This window comes from Corallococcus sp. AB038B, from assembly GCF_003668955.1.
GTDB classification, from domain to species: Bacteria; Myxococcota; Myxococcia; order Myxococcales; family Myxococcaceae; genus Corallococcus; species Corallococcus exiguus.
Genome location: NZ_RAWO01000002.1, coordinates 219,279 through 242,120, shown reverse-complemented (window position 1 = coordinate 242,120; position 22,842 = coordinate 219,279). Strand labels below are relative to the sequence as shown.

Annotated in this window: 3 protein-coding genes; all 3 read left to right on the top strand. The window is 71.1% G+C overall.

What is annotated here, in order from left to right; translation table 11 throughout:
* Positions 1-165: 165 nt before the first annotated feature.
* The 3 genes from D7Y04_RS12215 to D7Y04_RS12205 are packed head-to-tail and all read left to right on the top strand — an operon-like array spanning position 166 to position 22,842.
* Positions 166-3,483: a non-ribosomal peptide synthetase gene (locus D7Y04_RS12215; protein ID WP_158627501.1), complete on the top strand. Its 3,318-nt coding sequence runs from the start codon at positions 166-168 to the stop codon at positions 3,481-3,483.
* The gene (locus tag D7Y04_RS12210) at positions 3,470-21,286 is read left to right on the top strand and encodes a non-ribosomal peptide synthetase/type I polyketide synthase (protein WP_121759447.1); all 17,817 of its coding nucleotides are present in this window, start codon (positions 3,470-3,472) and stop codon (positions 21,284-21,286) included. The genes D7Y04_RS12215 and D7Y04_RS12210 overlap by 14 nt, the downstream gene beginning before the upstream one ends.
* Positions 21,283-22,842 carry an aminotransferase class V-fold PLP-dependent enzyme gene (locus D7Y04_RS12205; RefSeq protein ID WP_147477097.1) on the top strand — a complete coding sequence of 520 codons (1,560 nt, stop codon included), beginning with the start codon at positions 21,283-21,285 and terminating at the stop codon, positions 22,840-22,842. The genes D7Y04_RS12210 and D7Y04_RS12205 overlap by 4 nt, the downstream gene beginning before the upstream one ends.

The window sequence follows — 22,842 nt, the reverse complement described above, 5'->3', positions numbered from 1 at the left end:
TCGGCCGGAAACACCGTTTCGCTGCGACTGCAAGAGCCCCCTCCCCTGGGTCGAAAAGTCGCCGTGAAGGGGGAGATCCAGCGGCTTGTCGGAGCCCCGGATGTTTCGTGAGACATTCGCGGGGTTCTCAACGTTTTCATGCCCTCCAGGGCGATGATGGAAACCATGACGTCACCCTCGGACGACAAGCGGGCCCTGCTGGCGAAGCTCCTCCAGGAGAAGGTCGCGGCCCCCAGGCGCGCTCCGCTCTCCTTCGCGCAGGAACGGATGTGGTTCCTCGAACAGTGGAGCCCCGGGGGCTCGGCGCTGAACATGCCGGTGGCCGTGCGGCTTTTGGGCGAGCTCCAGGCGCCGGTGCTCCAGCGCGCGCTCCAGGCGCTGGTGATCCGCCATGAGGCGCTGCGCACCACCTTCTCTCTGGCGGACGGGCGGCCCGTGCAGGTCGTCGCACCCACGCTGGAGGCGGCACTCCCCCTGGAGGACCTGCAGGCGCTTCCTCAATCAGAACGGGAGGCCCGGGCCGTCCAGCGCGTCGCGGAGGTGGCCCGTGAGCCCTTCGACCTGGAACGGGGTCCGCTGTTCCGGGCGCGCCTCTTCCAGCTGTCCGCGCGCGAGCACCTGCTCCTCTTCGCCATGCACCACGGGGTGTCAGACGCCTGGTCCATGGGCGTCGTCGTCCGCGAGTTGACGGCGCTCTACGCGGCCTTCCAGGAGGGCAAGGCTCCCGAGCTGCCGCCGCTTCCGCTGCAGTACGGCGACTACGCCAGCTGGCAGCGTCGGGCCCAGCAGGGCGAAGAGGCGGATGCACGGCTCGCCTGGTGGCGCGAGCGCATCGACCCCCACGCGTTGCTGGAGCTGCCCACGGACAAGCCGCGTCCGGCGGTGCTGGGCACTCGCGGCGCGCGCGAAGCGGTGGAACTGCCCACCGCGCTCACCGCGGACCTCAAGGCGTTCGCCCGCAAGGAAGGCCGCACGCTGTTCGTCACCCTGCTGGCGGTGTTCCAGACCCTGCTCCACCGCTACACCGGTCAGGAGGACCTCGCCGTCGGAACGCCCGTGGCCAACCGCCCCCGCGCGGAGCTGGAGGGGCTCATCGGCCTGTTCGTCAACACGGTCGTCCTGCGGACGGACCTTTCAGGTGCCCCGTCCTTCCGGGAGCTGCTGGCGCGTCTCCAGCCGGTGGCGCTCGATGCCTTCGCTCGCGAGGAGCTTCCCTTCGAGCGGCTGGTGGACGCCCTCAAGCCCGGTCGCGACCCGAGCCGCGCGCCCCTCTTCCAGGCGATGTTCGTCCTCCAGAACGCACCGCTGCCGCCCCTGGAGGTGCCGGGCCTTCAACTGGAGGCGCGTCCGGTGGACACGGCTTCCGCCCAGTTCGACCTGACGCTCATCGCCGAGGACCTGCCCCAGGGACTGCGCCTCACCGCGGAGTACCCCACGGACCTGTTCGAACCCGGCACCGTCCGCCGGATGTTGGCGCACCTGATCCGCCTTCTGGAGGGAGCACTGGCCACGCCGCACGAGCGCCTGTCTCGGCTGCCCCTGCTCACCCCAAACGAGCGCGAACAGTTGCTGGGGGCGTGGAGCGGCACTTCCGCGCCCTACCCCCAAGAGGACGGTCTGCACACCCTCTTCGAAGCCCAGGCGCACCGCACGCCCTACGCGCCCGCGCTCACCTTCGAGGGCCAATCGCTGAGCTACCGGCAGCTGGATGCGCGCGCCAACCAGTGGGCCTGGCACCTGCGCGGGTTGGGCGTGGGGCCGGAGGCGTACGTGGGGCTGTGCGCCGCGCGCTCGTTCGACATGGTGGTGGGCATGCTCGCGACGCTCAAGGCGGGCGGTGCCTATGTCCCGTTGGATCCCACCTATCCCGCGGCGCGGCTGGCCTTCATGCTCCAGGACTCCGCCGTGAAGGTGCTGCTGGCCCACCGGACCCTGCTCGCGGGACTGCCCTCCGCTCCGGGCGCGCGCACGGTGTGCTTCGAGGATGGGGTGCCGGATGCGGACACCTCGCGGGCGCCCCCTGGAGCGCCCCTGCCGGACGGCCCCGCGTACGTCATCTACACCTCTGGCTCCACGGGCCAGCCCAAGGGCGTCGTGGCCACGCACCGCGCGGCCTGCAACCTGGTGGTGCACGAGGCGCGCGTCAGCGAGCTGGGCCCGGCCTCGCGCGTGCTCCAGTTCTCCAATCCCGGCTTCGATGTGTCCGTGGAGGAGATCTTCGCCACCCTCACGGCCGGCGGCACCTTGTGCCTGGCGCCGGTGGAGCGACTGATGCCCGGCGAGCCGCTGCACCAGCTGCTGAAGCAACAGGCCATCACCGTGCTCAACGCCACGCCCACTGCGCTCGCGGCCACCGACGCCACGGGCCTGCCCTCGCTGCGCACCGTCTTCTCCGGTGGCGAGGCATGCACCGCGGAGCTGGTGTCGCGCTGGGGCGAGGGCCGCCGCTTCATCAACGGTTACGGGCCCACGGAGGTGACGGTGACAGCCACCGCGACGGAGGTCCGGCCGGAGGGCCGCGCGCCGCCGCTGGGCCGCCCCATCCCCAATGTGCGCGTGTACGTGCTGGACGCGCGGCTGTCGCCGGTGCCAGTGGGAGTCCCCGGAGAGCTGTGCGTGGGCGGCGTGGGCCTCGCGCGGGGTTACCTGAACCTGCCGGGCACCACGGCCGAGCGCTTCGTGCCGGATCCGTACGCGTCCGAGCCGGGCGCGCGCCTCTACCGCACGGGAGACCGCGTGCGCTGGCGGCAGGACGGGGAGCTGGAGTTCCTGGGCCGGCTCGATGGACAGGTGAAGCTGCGGGGCTTCCGCATCGAGCTGGGGGAAATCGAGGCGGCGCTCCGCCAGCACGCCTCGGTGGAAGAGGCCGCCGTGCTCATCCAGGACACGCCCGCGGGGGGCCAGCGGCTCGTCGCGTGGCTCGTCCCGGCCACGGCGGGACAACCACCCACCGCGACGGCGCTGCACGCGTTCCTCCTGGAGCGGCTCCCGCCGCACATGGTGCCCTCCGCCTTCGTCTCCGTGCCCGCGTTCCCCCTCACCGCCAACGGCAAGCTGGACGTGCGCGCGCTTCCGCCACCCACTGCGGGTCAGCTGGAATCGGGGCGAACGTTCGAGGCTCCGCGCACGGAGCGGGAGGAGCAACTGGCCCGGCTCTGGAGCGACGTGCTCCAGGTGGAGCGCGTGGGCCTGGATGATCCGTTCTTCGAGCTGGGCGGCAACTCGCTGCTCGCGCTGCGGCTGCACCAGCGGCTGCGCGCGGAGCTGGGCGTGGAGCTGCCGCTGACGGTGCTCTTCCAGCACTCCACGGTCCGGGCCCTGGCGGAACGCCTGGCGCAGGGCGGCGGATCCGACAGCGGGGCGAAGTCCGGACGCGACCGGTCTCGCCGGCGACAGGCCTTCGCTCGCAAGACGGTGGCCGCACCCGCGCGGGACTCGGACGACGACGCGGACCTGGAGCTGGACGGGGATGCGGATGTCTGAGGAGACGGCGGACACGGTGGAGCGCATCGCCATCGTCGGCATGTCGGGACGCTTTCCGGGCGCTCCCACGCTCGACGCCTTCTGGGACAACCTCCGGCGCGGCGTGCACTCCCGGCGCGAGCTGACCGCGGCGGACCTGGAGCAGGCCGGTGTGCCCCGTGCCCAGCGCGAGCGGCCGGACTGGGTGCGCGCCGCGTATCCACTGGACGGGCCCACGCACTTCGACGCGGGGTACTTCGGCTACAGCCCGCGCGAGGCGGAGGTGCTGGATCCGCAGCAGCGCGTCTTCATGGAGACGGCGCTGGAGGCCCTGGAGGACGCCGGCTACGACCCGGAGCGCTTCCCCGAGGCCATCGCCGCCTTCGCGAGCACCAGCACCAGCTCGTACCTGTTCCAGGCGCTCCTGCGGCGTCCAGAGCTGTTGCAGACGGTGGGCCTGTACAACCTGTCGCTCGCCAACGACAAGGACTTCGTCGCCACACGCACCTCGCACCGCCTGGGCCTGCGCGGGCCGAGCGCCACCGTGCAGACGGGCTGTTCCAGCGCGCTGGTGGCGGTGCACCTGGCCTGTCAGAGCCTCCTGTCGGGCGAGTGCGAGATGGCGCTCGCGGGCGGCGTCTCCGTGGCGTTCCCGCAGGCGGCCGGGTACGCGTACCAGCCAGGGATGATCATCTCCCCGGACGGGCTGTGCCGCGCGTACGACGCTCGTTCGCAGGGCACCATCTTCGGCTCGGGCGTGGGCGTGGTGGTGCTCAAGCGCCTGTCGGAGGCGGTGCGGGACCGGGACACCGTCCACGCGGTCATCCTGGGGTCGGCCGTCAACAACGACGGCTCCGCCAAGGCGGGCTTCACCGCGCCCAGCGTGGAGGGCCAGGCGGCCGCCATCGCGGAGGCGCTGGGCGTCGCGGGCGTGGAGCCGGAGGACGTGCAGTACGTAGAGGGGCACGGCACGGCGACGGCCCTGGGCGACCCGGTGGAGGTCGCCGCGCTCAACCAGGCCTTCGGTGGCGCGCGCTCGGGCACGCGGCGCTGCGTGCTGGGCACCGTGAAGGCGAACATCGGCCACCTGGACTCCGCCGCGGGCGTGGCGGGGCTGCTCAAGACGGTGCTGGCCCTGAAGCACGCGGTCATCCCTCCCACGCCCCACTTCCAGCAGCCCAACCCCTCCATCGACTTCGACGGCGGCCCCTTCTTCGTCACCGCCGAGCCCAGGCCGTGGGACGGGGCGGTGAAGCGCCGGGCCGGGGTCAGCTCGTTCGGCCTGGGGGGCACCAACGTCCACGTGGTGCTGGAGGAGCCGCCGCGCGCGAAGGCCGCCGGAACCCGGCGCGCGTGGCACGTGCTTCCGCTGTCCGCGCGCACGCCCCGGGCGCTGGAGGAGGCCACGTCCCGGCTCGCCGCGCACCTGGAGCGCACGCCGGGACTGGAGCTGGCGGACGTCGCGTCCACGCTCCAGCGGGGCCGCCGCACGCATGAGCACCGGCGCGCGCTGCTCTGCCGGGACCTGGAGGATGCGCGGGCCGCGCTGGCGGATCCACGGCGCCACCTGGGGGGCTCGAGCGTGAACGCTCGCCGCCCCGTGGTGTTCCTCTTCCCAGGCCACGGCAGCCACCACGTGGACATGGGCCGCGCGCTGTACGAAGCGGAGCCCGTCTTCCGCAAGCATCTGGACGCGTGCCGCGACGCGCTGACCCCGCACCTGGGCCAGGACCTGCGCTCCGTGCTGTTTCCGGATCAGGCACCGAATGAGGCGGAGGCGCTGCTGGAGCGGATGACCTTCGCGCAGCCCGCGATGTTCGCGGTGGAGTACGCGCTCGCGCAGCTGTGGCGTTCGTTCGGCGTGGAGCCGGAGGCCATGGTCGGCCACAGCACGGGCGAGTACGTGGCCGCGTGCCTCGCGGGCGTGTTCTCGCTCCCGGACGCGCTGGCGCTGGTGGCCGCGCGCGGGCGCCTCATGGATGCGCTGCCTCCCGGCGGCATGCTGTCGGTGTCCCTGCCAGAGGACGCACTCGCGCCGCTGCTGCCACCAGGGGTTTCCGTCGCGGCGGTGAACGCACCCGCGCTGGTCGTGGTGGCTGGGCCCATCCAGGCATTGGAGGCGCTGGAGGCGACGCTGGCCGCCAGGGACGTGAGCACCCGGCGAGTCCGCGCCCTGCACGCGTTCCACTCGGAGGCCGTGGCGCCGATGGTGGAGGGCTTCCTCCAGGAGCTTTCGCGCGTCCGTCTGTCGCCGCCGAAGCGGCCGTACGTCTCCAGCCTGACCGGGACGTGGATCACCGCCGCGCAGGCCACGGATCCACGAACCTGGGCGCGCCACCTGCGCGAACCCGTCCGCTTCGCGCAGGCCGCGACCACGCTGCTCGGGAGCACGGAGCGGCTCTATCTGGAAGTCGGTCCGGGCCAGGCCCTGGGAACGTTCGTCCGGCAGTGCGCGCCCCCGGGCAATCCCCCCACCGCCCTCACGTCGCTGCCACGCCCACGCGACGGACAGGACGCCCACCTGCACCTGACGGAGACCGCCGCGCGGCTCTGGCTGGCCGGTGCATCCATCGACCTGGCGAAGCTGTACGGCAAGGAGCCCCGCCGCCGCGTTCCGCTGCCGCCCTACCCCTTCCAGCGGGAGCGCTTCGACCTGCTCGCGGTCGCGTCTGTTCCAGGTGCCCGGCTTCCGGCCTTCGCCGTGTCCGAGGTCCCCCGCGAGGACGTCCCCCCCGCGCTCGAGTGCGCGGTGCCCACGTGGCAGCGCATCGCGGGCGCTCCCGTCCCCCGCTTCGATGATCAGCGCTGGCTGGTGATGGAGGATGCGAACGCGCTTGGTGGAAGCATCGCGCGGCTGATGGAGGCGCGGGGCGCGGACGTCCTCGCGCTGGGATTGGACGCGACATGGGCGCCGCTCGAGGAACGGCTGGCTGCCGGTGGAGGACCGGACCACGTCGCGTTCCTGTGGCCTCTGTCCCCGGAGGAGGGCTCGGGCGCGGTGGACCGCGTGCTTCACGGACTGCTGGAGCTCGCGCGGCGGTTGGGGCCGGCCGCAGCCGCGCGGCCCGTGACGCTGGCCGTGATCACGTGTGGCGCCCAGGATGTGACGGGCGAGGAGCCCCTGCGCGCCTGGCAGGCCACCGCGTCCGGCGTGTGCCGGGTGCTGTCCCAGGAGTACCCGGGGCTGCGCTGCCGCGCCATCGACGTGAGCCCGCCACGGCCGGAGGAAGGTCCACGCTGGGCGGAGCAGCTGGTAGCGGAGTTGGGCGCGGGCGCACCAGCCGTGGTCGCGCTGCGCGGACCGCACCGCTTCACGGAGTCTTTCGAGCCGGTCGTCGCGTCGCGCACGGCGGCCTCCCCCCTGCGCCAGAGCGGCGTGTACCTGATCATGGGAGACCTGGAGGCCGGAGGCCTCGCTCTGGCCGAAGCGCTCTCCACCACCGCGCGGGCGAGGCTGGTGCTGTTGACCGACACCGTGCCTCAGGCGTCCCACCTGGAGCGCCTCGGGGATCTCGAGCGCATGGGGGCCCAGGGCGTGCTCCTCGCTCCGATGGGCGCGGGTGATCCCGAACCGCTCCTCCAAGGGCTGCTCGCAGCCGAGGCCCGCTTCGGCGCGATCCACGGCGTCTTCTTCTTGCCGCAGGGCACGGCGGGCGCGGTCAGGCAATCCCTGGCGGACGCCACGGATGAGGCGTGGGCGCCTGTCTTCCGCTCCCGAGTGGGCGTGCTGGGCGCGCTGGCCGGAGCGCTCCAGGGGCGTGCTCCGGACTTCGTAACGGTGTGTTCTTCGCTGACGGCCGTGGTGGGCGGCGTGGGCCGTGGCGTGCTGGCCGCCGCGCATGCCTCGATGGACACCTTCGCGGCGCAACAGAACCGGGGCCCGGGCCCACGCTGGTACGTGGTCGACCTGGATGCGTGGCGGGAGGAGGTCATCCCGGTGTGGCTGGGTCTGCTCGCCGCCTCGGGGCAAGGAGGACGCTGGTGGATCTCCCAGGGCCCGCCGCGCGCGGAGGAGCCGGATGCCGGTGGGAACTCCGGGACGGCGCCGGATCCGGCTAGCGGTTCCCAGGACACAGGACGGCATCCCCGCCCTCCCCTGGCGACTCCGTACGTGGCGCCCCGTGGCGACAGCGAGCGCCGCGTGGTGGAGCTGTGGCAGGAGATGCTGGGCATCGACGCGCTCGGCGTGGACGATGACTTCTTCGAGCTGGGCGGACATTCGCTGCTGGCCACCCAGGTGCTCGCGCGCGTGAGGTCCGCCTTCGCCGTGGAGCTGCCCCTGCGCGCCTTCTTCGAAGCGCCCACGCCCGCGAAGCTCGCGGAGCGCGTGGACGCCGCGACCGCTGCTGGCGCTCCCGCGAACATCCTCCCGCCGCTGACGCCGGTGCCTCGCGATGGACAGCCCCTGCCGCTGTCCTTCTCCCAGCAGAGCCTCTGGTTCCTCGATCAGCTCCACCCGGGAGGCAGCGCCTACAACATGCCGTCCGCCCTCCGGATGGAGGGCCGCGTCGACACGGCGGCTCTAGAGCAGGCCTTCACGGAGCTCGTCCGCCGGCACGAAGCACTGCGCACCACCTTCCACGCGGACGGCGGAGCGCCCCTGCAGCGCATCCACCCGCCGGCGGACTTCCGGCTGGCGGTGATGGACGTGTCGTCCCACGACGCGCCCGAAGCGGAGGCACACCGGCTCGCGGCGGAAGAGCAACTGCGTCCGTTCGACCTCGCCGCGGGGCCGCTGCTGCGCGCGGTGCGGATCCGGCTCGCGGAGGCGCGGCACGTGCTGGTGGTGACGATGCACCACATCGTCTCCGACGGCTGGTCGCTGGGCGTGCTGGTCCGGGAGATGGTGGCCCTCTACCAGGCCTTCGCGTCCGGGCAGCCCTCCCTGCTGGCCCCGCTGCCGGTGCAGTACGCCGACCACGCCGCGTGGCAGCGCGCGTGGCTTCGGGGGGAGGCCCTGGAGTCGCGGATCCGCTGGTGGCGTCAGCAGTTGGAAGGCACCCCCGCGTTCCTGACGCTGCCCACCGACTTCCCGCGTCCGCCGGTGGCGTCCTTCCGTGGCGACGCAGTGCCCGTCGCCCTGCCGCGCGCGCTCTCCGAGTCCCTGGCGGCGTTGTGCCAGGCCGAAGGCGTGACCCCGTTCATGGCCCTGCTGGCCGGATTCCAGGCCCTGCTCAGCCGCTACGCAGGACAGGACGACGTGAGCGTCGGCAGCGCGATGGCCGGCCGCCGCTTCGCGGAGCAGGAAGCGCTCATCGGCTTCTTCGTGAACACGCTGGTGTACCGCACTCGCCTGCACGCGGACCCCACGTTCCGCGAGCTGCTTGCCCGCGTGCGCGACACGACCCTGGAGGCGCACGCCCACCAGGACCTGCCCTTCGAGAAGCTCGTCGAGGCGTTGCGGCCGGAGCGGGATCCCTCGCGCTCGCCGCTCTTCCAGGTGAACTTCACGTTCCAGAACATGCCCATGGGCACGCTGGAGGCGCCGGGGCTGCGCTTCGAGCCCATTCCCATCGAGGGCGGCACGGGCCGCTTCGACTTGACGCTGGTGCTCACCGACACGCCGCGAGGCCTGACGGGCACGCTGGAGTACGCCAGCGACCTGTTCCGCCCGGAGACGGCACGGCGCCTGGTCACCCATCTGCACGTGCTGATGGAGGGGGCGCTGCGAAGCCCCCATCTGCGGCTGTCCGAGCTGCCCCTGCTCACGGACGCCGAGCGCCACGAGTTGCTGGTGCAGTGGAACACCAGCGACGCGGACTTCCCGCGCGACGCGAGCCTGCACACGCTGTTCGAGGCGCAGGTCCGCAGCACGCCAGACGCGCGGGCGGTCGTCTTCGAGACGCAACACCTCACGTACCGCCAGCTGGACGCGCGCGCCAATCAACTCGCGCACCACCTGCGCGCGCTGGGGGTGGGCCCCGAGGTCATCGTGGGGCTGTGCGTGGAGCGCTCGGTGGAGGGCGTGGTGGGAATGCTCGCCATCCTCAAGGCGGGAGGCGCCTTCCTCTGCCTGGATCCCGCCCATCCCACCGCGCGGCTCGCGCTGATGCTGGAGGACTCGGGGCTCCAGGTGCTGCTGACCCAGGACGCGCTGCTGGACGTGCTGCCCCTGTCCTCGTCCTGCGTGCCGTGCTGTTTCGACGCCGACGCGGCCGCCATCTCGCGCCGCCCCACGACGCCACCGGCGGTGGAGGTCCACGCCGGGAACCTGGCCTACGTCATCTACACTTCGGGCAGCACCGGACGGCCCAAGGGCACGCTCCTCGCGCACCGGGGGCTGTGCAATTCGGTGCTCGCGGCGATCCGAGCGCATGAACTGTCCTCTGAAAGCCGCGTCCTCCAGTTCGCGTCCCCGACCTTCGATGCCGCCATCCTGGAGACCTTCGCGCCACTGCTCGCGGGTGCCACGCTGGTGCTGGCCCCTCGGGAGCGGCTGCTGCCGGACGCGCCGCTGCGCGCGCTGTTGACCGAGCAGGAGATCACCGCGGTCACGCTGACGCCGTCGGTACTGGCGCAGCTAACGTCGGAGAACCTCGCGAGCCTGCGCACCGTCATCTCCGCGGGCGAGGCCCTGTCGCCGGAGATTGCCCGGTGCTGGAGTGAGGGCCGCACCCTGCTCAACGCCTACGGTCCCACCGAAGCCACCGTCTGCGCCTCCATCACGCCAGGGCCAGTCCACGCCGACGCGCCCGGCATCGGCAAGCCGTGGCCCAACACTCGGCTCTACGTGCTGGATGCGCACCTGCGTCCGGTGCCCGTGGGCGTGCCGGGAGAGTTGTTCATCGGAGGCGTGGGATTGGCCCGGGGCTACCTGGGCCGTCCGGACCTCACCGCCGGGCGCTTCCTCCCTGATCCCTTCGGCACCGAGCCCGGCGCGAGGATGTACCGCACTGGCGACCGCGTGCGCTGGAGGCAGAAGGGAGACCTCGAGTACCTGGGCCGGACCGACTTCCAGGTGAAGCTGCGAGGCTTCCGCATCGAGCTGGGAGAGGTGGAGGCCGCGCTGCAAGCGCACGCGGCGGTCCTCCAGGCCGTGGCGCTGGTGCGCGAGGATGCACCGGGGCTGCCCAGGCTGGTCGCGTACGTGGTGGCGAACGGGGACGGGCCTCTGGACGTGGCCGCGCTGCGCGTGTTCCTCCAGCAGCGTCTGCCCGAGTACATGGTGCCCGCGACGCTCGTCGTGCTGGATGCGTTGCCGCTCACCTCTAGTGGCAAGGTGGACCGAAGGGCCCTGCCTTCACCCGAGCTCCGCGCGAGCGGCGCTCCGGGCCACGTGCCCCCGGGCACGCCCACGGAGGAGCGGCTCGCGGCGCTCTGGAAGCCGCTGCTCCAGGTGGAGCAAGTGGGCTCGGAGGATCACTTCTTCGAGTTGGGAGGCCATTCGCTGCTGGCCACACAGCTCGTCTCCCGCATCCGCGCGGACTTCGGCGTCGAGCTGGCGCTGCAAGCCCTCTTCGAAGCCCCGACGCTCGCGGCGCTCGCACGCCGGCTGGACGCGGCCCGCCCCGAGGACGCATCGCGGGCTCCGCCCCTTCTGCCAGTGCCACGCACGGGCGCCCTGCCGCTGTCCTTCGCGCAGCAGCGCCTGTGGCTCATCGAGCAAATCGAACCCGGAGGCACCGCCTACAACATCCCCACGGTGCTGCGGATCCGCGGACGCCTGGACCGGGGAGCGCTGGGCAGGGCCTTCAGCGGGCTCGTCGAACGTCACGAAGCCCTGCGCACCGTCTTCGCCACGCAGGACGGCGAGCCCGTGCAGATCATCCAGCCTCCCACGGAGTTCGCTCTGCCAGAGGTGGACTTGTCGGACGCTTCGGACTCGGAGCGCGTCCGGCAATGCGCCGAAGCAGAGACCCAACGCCCGTTCAATCTGGCGGAGGGTCCGCTGCTGCGAGCCCTGCTGCTGCGAGTCGGCGCGGAGGAGCACGTGCTGGTGGTGACGATGCACCACATCGTCTCCGACGGCTGGTCCATGGCCCTGCTCGTGCGTGAGGTCGCATCCCTCTACGCGGCCTTCTCCCAGAGCAGGCCTTCACCCCTGCCGCCCCTTTCCCTCCAGTACGCCGACTTCGCCGCGTGGCAGCGGCTGTGGCTGCAAGGCGACGTCCTCTCGCGCCACCTCGACTTCTGGCGCCAGCAACTCTCCGGTGCCCCCGCGCTCCTTGAGCTACCCACCGACAGGCCGCGTCCCGCCGTCCAGTCCTCTCGCGGCGCGTGGGTCCCCTTCCATCTTCCCCAGCCCCTCACCTCCAGCCTCCTCGACTTCTGCCAGCAGCAAGGCGCCACTCCCTTCATGGCCCTGCTCGCCCTCTGGCAGCTGCTCCTGTCCCGCTACTCCGGCCAGCTCGACATCAGCGTCGGCGCTCCCATCGCGGGCCGCACCCGCTCCGAAACCGAAGGCCTCATCGGCTTCTTCGTCAACACCCTCGTCCTTCGCTCCCACGTGGAGCCGCGCTCGTCGTTCCGTCAGCTGCTTGCCCAAGTGAGGGCCACCACGCTCTCGGCCTTCGAGCACCAGCACCTCCCCTTCGAGAAGCTCGTCGAGGAGCTCCAGCCACAGCGCTCCCTTCGTCACTCCCCTCTCTTCCAGGTGATGTTCACGCTGAGGAACACACCGGACGCGGCCATCCAGGTGGAGGGGGGCGCATCCGCGCTGGAGCTGAGTCCAGTGGAGTCGGACGTCGTCGCGGCGAAGTTCGACCTGAACCTCTCACTTGCGGAGACACCCGAGGGCCTGGCCGGAGAGATCCTCTACCGGACGGACCTGTTCGACGCGGCCACCATCACCCGCATGGGCGAACACCTGCGCACGTTGACGGAGACCGCGCTCGCCGCGCCGGATGCGCCCGTGGGCGACCTGTCCCTGCTGTCCGCCGGGGAACGCGCGCAGGTGATGGAAGGCTTCAACGCGACCGAGGACGCCTTCGTCGCACCATGCCCCCTGCACACGCTCATCGAGGAGCAAGCCGCCCGCCACCCGGAGCGACCAGCGGTGGCCTGCGCCGGTGAGGTGCTCACGTATGGAGCGCTGGACACGCGCGCCAACCAACTGGCGTGGCGGCTGCGCTCGCTGGGTGTGAGGCCCGAGACGCGCGTCGGGCTGTGCCTGGAGCGCTCGGTGGACATGGTGGTGGCTCTGTTGGGGGTCTGGAAGGCCGGAGGGGCGTACGTCCCGCTGGAGCCGTCCCAACCCGCGCAGCGACTGCGGGCCCTGGTGGAGGAGATCGCCGCGCCCGTCGTCGTGACAGCGTCTCGTCACGCGGAGGCCTTCACTTCGCTGGCGGCGCACGTGGTGCGGATGGACACGGACGCGCAGGTGCTCGCGGCCCAGCCACGGGAAGCTCCCGTCCACGGAGCCACCGCGCGGTCACTGGCCTACGTCCTCTTCACGTCGGGCAGCACGGGCCGACCCAAGGGCGTGGCCGTGGAGCATGCCCAGCTCTTCCAGTACGTGCGGGCCGCCACCGAAAGGCTGCGGCTGGAGGAGTGCGCAAGCTTCGCGCTCCTCTCCACCTTCGCCGCGGACCTGGGCAACACGGTGCTCTTCCCCGCGCTGTGCACGGGAGGCCTGCTTCACGTGCTGCCGCAGGAGCTGGCCAGCAGTCCCGCGGAGGTGGCCGCGTACTTCCAGCGCCACGCGGTGGACTGCATGAAGATCGTTCCATCGCACCTGGCCGCACTGCTGACAGCGGCCGAGCCCCGCCACATCCTGCCCCGGAAGAAGCTGGTGCTGGGAGGTGAGTCCTCCTCGCCGGCCCTGCTGGAGCAGTTGCGCGCGCTGGCGCCAGACTGCGAGCTGTTCAACCACTACGGCCCCACGGAGACGACCGTGGGGGTGATCGCGGGTCCGGTGGAGGTCCGGCCCCAGGCACCGGTGCCGCTGGGCCAAGCCCTGGCGTACACGCGGTTGTATGTCCTGGACGAAAGGCTGCGGCCCGTGCCCGTGGGCGTCCCGGGCGAGCTGTTCATCGGCGGCGCGCAGGTAACGCGCGGCTATCTCGGCAGGCCGGAGCTGACGGCGGAGCGCTACCTGCCAGACGTGCACAGCCCCGTCCCAGGCGCGCGCATGTACCGCAGCGGGGATCGGGTGCGCTGGCTGCCGGACGGACGCGTGGAGTTCATCGGTCGCGCCGACTTCCAGGTGAAGGTGCGCGGCTTCCGTGTTGAGCCGGGAGAAGTCACCGCGGCCCTGAGCGAACACCCCGCCGTACGTGAGGCCTGGGTCGTGGCGCGCGAGGACATGCCCGGGGACACGCGGCTCGTGGCCTACGTCGTGAGTGCGGCGGAGCCCGTGTCCGCCGGGGAACTGCGCGCATTCCTCCAGGAGCGGCTGCCGGCCTACATGGTGCCTGCCGCCTTCGTGTACCTGGAAGCGATGCCGCTCACCTCGAACGGCAAGTTGGATCGCAAGGCCCTGCCCGGGCCTGAAGAAACGACCCGCGAAGCGACCTTCATCGCCCCGCGAACCCCCACCGAGGAACGGCTCGCGGCCCTGTGGGCCGGGCTGTTGCGCACGGAGCGGATCAGCGTGGAGGAGGACTTCTTCGCGCTCGGTGGTCACTCGTTGCTGGCGACGCAGGTGGTCTCGCGGGTGCGGCAGACCTTCGAGGTGGAGCTGCCGGTGCGAGCGCTCTTCGAAGCGCCCACCGTGGCCGCGCTCGCGGCGCGCATCGACTCCGCCGCGCGCACGCAAGCTCCCGCCCTGCGCCCTGTTCCTCGCGACGGCGACCCGCCCCTCTCCTTCGCCCAGCAGCGCCTCTGGTTCATCGACCAGTTGCAGCCACTGAGCGCCGCCTACCACATGCCCACCTTCGTGCGGCTGGTGGGCCCTTTGGATGAAGCCTCGCTGCGACGCGCGCTCGACGAACTGGTGCGTCGTCACGAAGCCCTGCGCACCACCTTCGTCCAGCACGAAGGCCAACCGCTTCAGCGCATCGCCGCCACGGCTCAGCTGCCGCTCGTCGTCGTGGAGCCGGGTGCCCTTCCCTTGGAGCCGCAGCTGCACGAGGAGGCCTCGCGGCCCTTCCAGCTCGACGCAGGTCCCCTGGCCCGCGCGAAGCTCTGGCGCCTGGGCTCCACCGAGCACGTGCTCGCGCTCACGCTGCACCACATCGTCTCCGACGGCTGGTCCATGGGCGTGCTGGTGCGCGAAGTGGCCGCCCTCTACGAGGCCTTCTCCCAGGGCCGGCCTTCGCCGTTGCCACCCCTGCCCGTGCAGTACGCCGACTACGCCGTATGGCAGCGACAGTGGCTGCAGGGCGACGTCCTCCAGGCGCAACTGGACTACTGGAAGCAGCAGCTCTCCGGCGCCGCTCCGCTGGAGCTGCCCACGGACAAGCCCCGGCCTCCCGTGCAGTCCTCCAACGGCGCGCAGGTGCCCGTCGTCCTGCCAGCCGAGGCGTCCAGTCGAATCAAGGCCCTGGGTCTCCAGGAGGGCGTCACGCCCTTCATGCTGCTGCTGAGCGCCTTCCAGGTGCTGCTCTCCCGCTACTCCGGCCAGCAGGACGTCACCGTCGGCTCTCCCATCGCTGGACGTCAGCGCGGGGAGCTCGAAGACCTCATCGGATTCTTCGTCAACACGCTGGTGCTTCGTGCACGCGTTGCCCCCGACCTCTCCTTCCGGGCCTTGCTCGCGCAGGTGAAGGAGACGGCGCTGGGAGCCTACGCCCATCAGGACGTCCCCTTCGAGCGGCTGGTGGAGGAGCTTCACCCCACGCGCGACATGAGCCGCGCTCCGCTCTTCCAGGTCCTCTTCTCCCTGCAAGGCGTACCCGGCACGGAGCCTCTTCAAAGCCAGGCCCTGTCGCTGCACCCCTTGGAGGCGGACACCGCGACCTCCAAGTTCGAATTGCAGCTCATCCTCTCCGACACCCCCGAGGGCTTCCGGGGCACGCTCGCCTTCAACACCGACCTATTCGACGCGAGCACCGCCTCGCGCATGGCCACGCACTTCGGCCGCCTCGTGGACGCGCTGCTGACACGGCCCGACGCGCCCCTGGCCTCGGTCTCCATGCTCAGAGAGGACGAGCGGCGCCAGGTGCTCGTGGAGTGGAACACCACCGCTTCCGACTACCCACGCGACGCCAGCATCCACTCGCTCTTCCACGAACAGTCGCTGCGAACTCCGGACGCCGTCGCCGTCGAGGCAGCCGGGGCGACGCTCACCTATCGGCAGCTGGATGCGCGTGCGAATCAGCTCGCGCGCTTCCTGCTGACGCTGGGCCTGGGTCCGGAGCCGCGCATCGGGGTCTGTCTCCACCGGAACGTGGATTTGGTGGTGGGACTGCTGGGCATCCTCAAGGCCGGTGGCTGCTACGTGCCGCTGGATCCTTCCTACCCGCCCCAGCGGTTGGCGTTTCTGCTCGCGGATTCGGATGTGGCGGCGGTGCTCACGCAGCAGTCCCTGACGCCGGTGCTTCCGAAGTCCTCGCGCCCGGTGGTGTGCCTTGACTCCGACGGGGAACGGATTGCACGTCAGCCGGTGGAGGCGCCGCACGCGCCCGTCCGTGCGGATCAGCTGGCGTATGTCACCTACACGTCGGGTTCGACGGGGACGCCCAAGGGCGTGGCCATTCCCCACCGAGGCGTGGTGCGGCTGTTGATCGGCTCGCGCTTCGTGAAGCTGGGGCCCGCTGAGATCGTGTTGCAGCTCGCGCCGCTTGCGTTCGACGCGTCGACCCTGGAGATCTGGGGTGCGCTGTTGCACGGCGGCCGGTTGGTGCTCTTTCCCCAGGCGGTTCCGTCGCTGGAGGAGCTGGGCCAGGCCCTGCTCCGGCATCGGGTGTCGGTGCTCTGGCTGACGGCGGCGCTCTTCGACCAGATGCAGCAGGAGCAGCCCCAAGCCCTCGCGGCCGTGGCGCAGCTCCTCGCCGGAGGCGATGTGCTCCCCGTGCCACGGGTTCGCGAGCGGCTGGCCCAGTCGCGCGGCCTCGTGAACGGCTACGGCCCCACGGAGAGCACGACCTTCACCACCTGCCACGTGATGGCTCCCGGAGACGCGGTGGGCAGCTCCGTGCCCATCGGCCGGCCCATCGCCAACACCCAGGTCTATGTGCTGGATGCGGCGATGCAGCCGGTCCCGGTGGGGGTGCCAGGCGAGCTGTACATTGGCGGTGACGGTCTGGCGCGGGGCTACCTGGGGCGGCCAGCCCTCACCGCGGAACGCTTCGTGCCGCATCCCTTCGCGGCGTCCCCAGGCGAGCGGCTGTACCGCTCCGGGGACCGCGTGTGCTGGAGCGAGGACGGCACGCTGAGGTTCCTGGGGCGCATGGACTTCCAGGTGAAGCTGCGCGGCTTCCGCATCGAACCGGGCGAAGTGGAGGCGGTGCTGCGCGAGCACGCCGACGTCACCGAGGCAACCGTGCTGGTGCGCGAGGACGTCCCCGGAGACAAGCGACTGGTGGCCTACGTCGTGCCCCCGGAACTGGACACCGCGCGGCTGCGAGACCACCTGCGCCAGCGGCTGCCGGAGTACCTGGTGCCGTCCGCCTTCGTGGCGATGAAGGCCTTGCCGCTGTCTGCCCACGGCAAGGTGGACCGCAAGGCGCTGCCCGCACCGGAAGCCCCACGCGGCTCCGCGACCCGCGAGCCCCCGCGCAACGCGCTGGAGACCCAGCTGGTCTCTCTCTGGGAGAAGGTCCTGGGCCGGGAAGGCATCGGAATTCACGATCACTTCTTCGAACTGGGAGGCCACTCGCTGCTTGCGACCCAGCTCGTCTCCCGGATCCGTTCCGCGCTGGAAGTGGAGCTGCCGGTGCGAGCGCTCTTCGAAGCACCCACCGTGGCCGCGCTCGCGGCGCGCATCGACTCCGCCGCGCGCACGCAGGCCCCCGCCCTGCGTCCCGTCCCGCGCGACGGCGACTTGCCCCTCTCCTTCGCCCAGCAGCGCCTCTGGTTCATCGACCAGTTGCAACCGCTGAGCGCCGCCTACCACATGCCCACCTTCGTGCGGCTGGTGGGCCCCCTGGATGAAGCCTCCCTGCGCAGCGCGCTTGATGAGTTGGTGCGCCGTCACGAAGCCCTGCGCACCACCTTCGTCCAGCACGAAGGCCAGCCGCTGCAGCGCATCTCTGCCACGGCGCATTTGCCGCTCGTTGTCGTGGAGCCGGGTGCCCTGCCCCTGGAGCCGCAGCTGCACGAGGAAGCCTCACGGCCCTTCCAGCTCGACTCCGGTCCCCTGGCCCGCGCGAAGCTCTGGCGCCTGGGCTCCACCGAGCACGTGCTCGCGCTCACGCTGCACCACATCGTCTCCGACGGTTGGTCCATGGGCGTGCTGGTGCGCGAAGTGGCCGCCCTCTACGAAGCCTTCTCCCAGGGTAGGCCATCGCCGCTGCCGCCACTGCCCGTGCAGTACGCCGACTACGCCGTATGGCAGCGGCAGTGGCTGCAAGGTGACGTCCTCCAGGCGCAACTGGAGTACTGGAAGCAGCAGCTCTCCGGCGCCGCTCCGCTGGAGCTGCCCACGGACAAGCCCCGGCCTCTCGTGCAGTCCTCCAACGGCGCTCAGGTGCCCGTCGTCCTGCCGGCCGAGACGTCCCGCCAGCTCAAGGCCCTGAGCCTCCAGGAGGGCGTCACGCCCTTCATGCTGCTGCTGGGTTCCTTCCAGGTGCTCCTCTCCCGCTACTCCGGCCAGGAGGACGTCACCGTCGGCTCGCCCATCGCAGGACGTCAGCGCGGGGAGCTCGAAGGCCTCATCGGATTCTTCGTCAACACGCTGGCACTGCGCATCCAGGTGGATGGGCAGAAGTCGTTCGTTCACTTGCTGCGACAGGTGAAGGAGACGGCGCTGGGGGCCTACGCCCATCAAGACGTCCCCTTCGAACGGCTGGTGGAAGAGCTTCACCCCACGCGCGACATGAGCCGCGCCCCGCTCTTCCAGGTCCTCTTCGCCCTGCAGAACGCTCCCGCCGCGCCTATTCGTGAGCAGGCCCTCTCACTGCATCCCATGGACGTGGACGGCTCCACCTCCAAGTTCGAATTGCAGCTCATCCTCTCCGACACTCCCGAGGGCTTTCAGGGAGCACTCGGCTTCAACACCGACCTCTTCGAAGTGAGCACCGCCTCGCGCATGGCCGCGCACTTCGGCCTCCTCGTGGACGCACTGCTGGCACGGCTCGACGCGCCTCTGGCCTCCGTCTCCATGCTCGGAGAGGACGAGCGTCGTCAGGTGCTCGTCGAGTGGAACAACACCGAGGCCAGCTACCCGCAGGACTCCACCCTTCCTGAAGTCTTCGCCCAGGTCGTCGCCCGCTTCCCCGAGAAACTCGCACTTGAGTGCGGAGTGGCGCGCCTCACCTACCGGCAGCTGGATGCGCAGGCCAACCGCCTTGCCCACCACCTGCGCGGTCTCGGCGTCACCACCGACTCGCGCGTGGCCATCGCGTTGGACCGCTCGCTGGAGCTCGTCGTCGGCCTCCTCGCCATCCTCAAGGCCGGTGGCGCCTATGTGCCGTTGGATCCCAGCTATCCGCGCGAGCGTCTCGCGGCCATGGTGGAGGACGCCCGTCCGCGTGTCCTCCTCACGTCTCGTGCACTCCTGGCGAAGCTGCCCGAGTCCTTGAGCACCGTGGTGCTGGAGGACGTCGCGCTGGAGGGCCTGCCCACCCATGCCCCTGCGCCTTCCGCCCTGCCACTGAGCCTCGCGTATATCGACTTCACCTCCGGATCCTCCGGCAGGCCCAAGGGTGTCGGCACTCCTCATCGCGCCGTCCTTCGCACCCTCTTCAGCACAGGCCTCACTCACTTCGGGCCCGACGCGTCCTTCCTGCTCCTCGCCCCCATCTCCTTCGATGCTTCAACCTTCGAGATCTGGGGCGCCCTGCTTCACGGCTCACGTCTCGTCATCGCCCCACCCTCTCCTCCATCCCTCGAAGAGCTGGGCGCACTGATTCAACGCGCCTCCATCACCACCCTCTGGCTCACCTCCGGCCTCTTTTCCCAGATGGTCGACGGCCACATCGAAGGCCTGCGCCCCCTCAAGCACCTGCTCACCGGAGGCGACGTCGTCTCGCTTCCTCATGCGCGCCGTGTGCTCGACTCCCTCCAACTCCCCGTCACCAACGGCTACGGCCCCACCGAGTCCACCGTCTTCGCCACGGCCTTCCACCTCCGTGACACCACGTTCCCCGGTGCCTCGCTGCCCATCGGAAAGCCCCTGGCCAATACTCGCGTCTACATCCTCGACGCCCACGGCATTCCGCTTCCCGTCGGCCTGCCCGGTGAACTCTTCATCGGCGGTGACGGCCTCGCGCGCGGCTACCTCGAGCAGCCTGCCCTCACCGCCGAGCGCTTCCTCCCTGACGCCTTCTCCTCCACGCCCGGCGCGCGCCTCTACCGCACCGGTGACAAGGCCCGCTGGCGCCCAGACGGCTCGCTCGAGTTCCTCGGCCGCCTCGACTCCCAGGTGAAGCTGCGCGGCTTCCGCATCGAGTTGCCCGAAGTCGAAGCCGCCCTGCTGATCCACCCCGACGTGCACCAGGCCGCAGTCCTACTTCGCGAGGATGTCCCCGGCGACAAGCGCCTCGTCGCCTACGTGACCGCTCCGGACACACTCTCCGCCGCCAGCCTGCGCGCCTTCCTCCTGCGGCACCTCCCCGAGTACATGGTGCCCTCCGCCTTCGTGCACCTGGACGCCTTGCCTCTCACCGCCCAGGCAAAGCTCGACCGCAGAGCACTGCCGCCTCCAGACGCCCGCGCCACCTCCGACTACGTCGCCCCGCGCACTCCCACGGAGGCGCTACTGGCCACGCTCTGGGCGGAGCTGCTCCACAAGGAACAGGTCGGCATCCACGACGACTTCTTCGCGTCGGGTGGCCACTCACTGCTCGCCGTCCGTATGGCCGCGAGCATCCGCGCGCGGACCGGCAAGAGCCTCCCGCTCGCCGCGCTCTTCCAGGCCCCGACTGTCGAACAGCTCGCGGCCGTTCTCGATGGCGGGCCCGCCCCAACGTCCTCGCTCGTCGTCATCCAGCGCGGAGGGACACGCCCGCCCTTCTTCTGCGTCCACCCAGCGGGCGGCAACGTCCTCGCCTTCGCGGACCTCGCGCGGCGGCTGGGCCCGGAGCAGCCCGTCTACGGACTCCAGGCACAGGGCCTCGACGGCCGGCTTCCGCCACTGGACTCCATCGACGCCATGGCCCGGCACTACGTCGCGGCGCTCCGATCCGCCCAGCCTCACGGCCCCTATCGACTGGGAGGCTGGTCGCTCGGCACCGTCATCGCGGCGGAGATGGCGCGCCACCTCCATCAGGCCGGTGAAGCCGTGGAGCTGCTCGCCCTCATCGAGCCCAGCCCGGCCCACGCCGCCATGGAGGATGACGACTCGGAGCTGGCCCTCCACTTCGCGCTGGATCTGGCCCGCCTCGCCGGGCTGCCTCCCCGCCTTCCCGCGGAGGTCATCGAGGGCGGACCGGAGGCGCTGCTGCACCACCTGTATGCCGAAGGTCAGCGGACCGGCCTCTTCTCCGCGGAGTCCGGACTGGAGGAGCTGCGCATCCTGCTCCGCGTCTTCACCGCCAACGTCCGCGCGCGCGCAAGGCACACGCTCACTCCGCTTCCGGTGCCCCTCACGCTCATCGTCGGCGCGGACTCGGGCAATCCGGACGCGCGCGGCTGGGACGCACTCACTCCCCGCCTGGACGTCATCCCTGTCCCTGGCGACCACTACACGCTGCTGCATCCCCCGCAGGTGGAAGGGCTCGCGCGCGTCCTCGCGCCGCTGTTGGAGCACGCCGCGCCTGCACGAGCCCACCTGCCCGCCGCCCCCGTTCAACCCGATGAGCCCCCATCCCCGCCTTCCCGCGTGGGAGGAGAGACGCCTTGAGTGCGACACGAGTGACCCCCGCCGCGATGATCCACGACGACGTCACCGAGCCCTCCTACCCGGAGCTGCCCCCGGCCCTGCGTGCCGCCTTCGAGGCCCTGCCCGAGGACGAAGTCCGCGCACGCATGGAGGGCTTTGTCGCCCTCGCGCTTCAGCGACTGCGGGCCCCAGCCGGAAGCCCCGTCCCCCCGCCTATCCCCGCCCGCCTCATCGCCAGGGCCTTCGAAGCGCCGCTGCCGGAGCAGGGGCAACCCATCGAGGCCATCCTCGCGGACGTCGCCGAACACGTGATGCCCCACGGACGTGACAAGCGCTCGCCCACGTGGTTCGCGCAGCTGGACGTCCCGCCCACGGACTACTCCGTCTTCAGCGGTCTGCTCATCCGCGCCCTGGCGCAGGACCCCATCACCTTCTCGTCCGCGCGCTCGGGCACGTTCGTCGAGCGACAGGTCCTCGGCTGGCTCACGTCCCTCGCGTTTCCGGACGTCCCCCAGGCCGGAGGCTGCTTCACGTCCGGCGGGACGCAATCCAACTTCCAGGCGCTGCTCATCCTGCGCAACGAAGCGCTGCGCCGCGCCGGGGCAGACGTCAACGCGCTGGGACTCGTGGAGGCGCTGTCCCGCACGGGCCACCGAGGGATGCGCGTCTTCGCGTCCGAGGCCTCGCACCCCAGCATCTTCGCCGCCGTCCGCCAGCTGGGGCTGGGAGACGCGGGACTGCACCGCGTTCCCACCGACGGCCAGGACCGGTTGTGTCCCATCGCCCTGGAGGCCGCGCTGGTGGAGGCGCGGCGCCAGGGCCAGCTCCCCGCCGTGGTGGTGCTGACCGCGGGGAGCTCGGGAGTGGGCGCCGTCGACCCATTGCGCGAGGGCATGCGGCTGGCTCATCAGCACGGCGCGCTCGTCCACGTGGACGCCGCCCACGGCAGCCTGCTGCTCTTCTCCCAGCGCCACCGGGGCCTGCTCGACGGTCTCCAGGGCGCGGACACCGTCACGCTGGATCCCCACAAGGTGCTGGGCCTCAACGCGCAACTGGGCGGCCTGCTGGTGCGCGACGCGCGGCTGCTCACGCTGCTGGGCAAGGTGAGCCTGGACTACTTCGTCACGAGCGAGGTGTCCGACCTGGGCGAGGTGACGCTGGACGGCTCGCGCGCACTCAACTCGCTGGGCGCCTGGCTGCTGTTGCGCCACTTCGGCCGTGATGGCTACGGCCGGCTCGTGGACCACCTCTTCGCGCTCGCCCGGGACTTCACGCGGCGCCTGAAGAAGAGCGGTTGCTTCGAGCTCTTCCCCGACACGCCGACCATGAACATGCTCGCCTTCCGCCTCCGCCCGAAGGCCGCCAGCGAGACACCCGAGGAGCTCGCAAGGGAGAACGCACGCAACGACGCGCTGCTGTCACGGCTGATGCAGAGCCGGAAGTTCGCGGTGAGCTGCTACCGGCACGCCAGTGGCCACCTGTACCTGCGGGCCGTCTTCATCAATCCGGCCTCGCGGCCCGAACACATGGCCGCGCTGGCCGACGCGCTCATCCAGCTCGCCCGCGAGGCGGAGTAG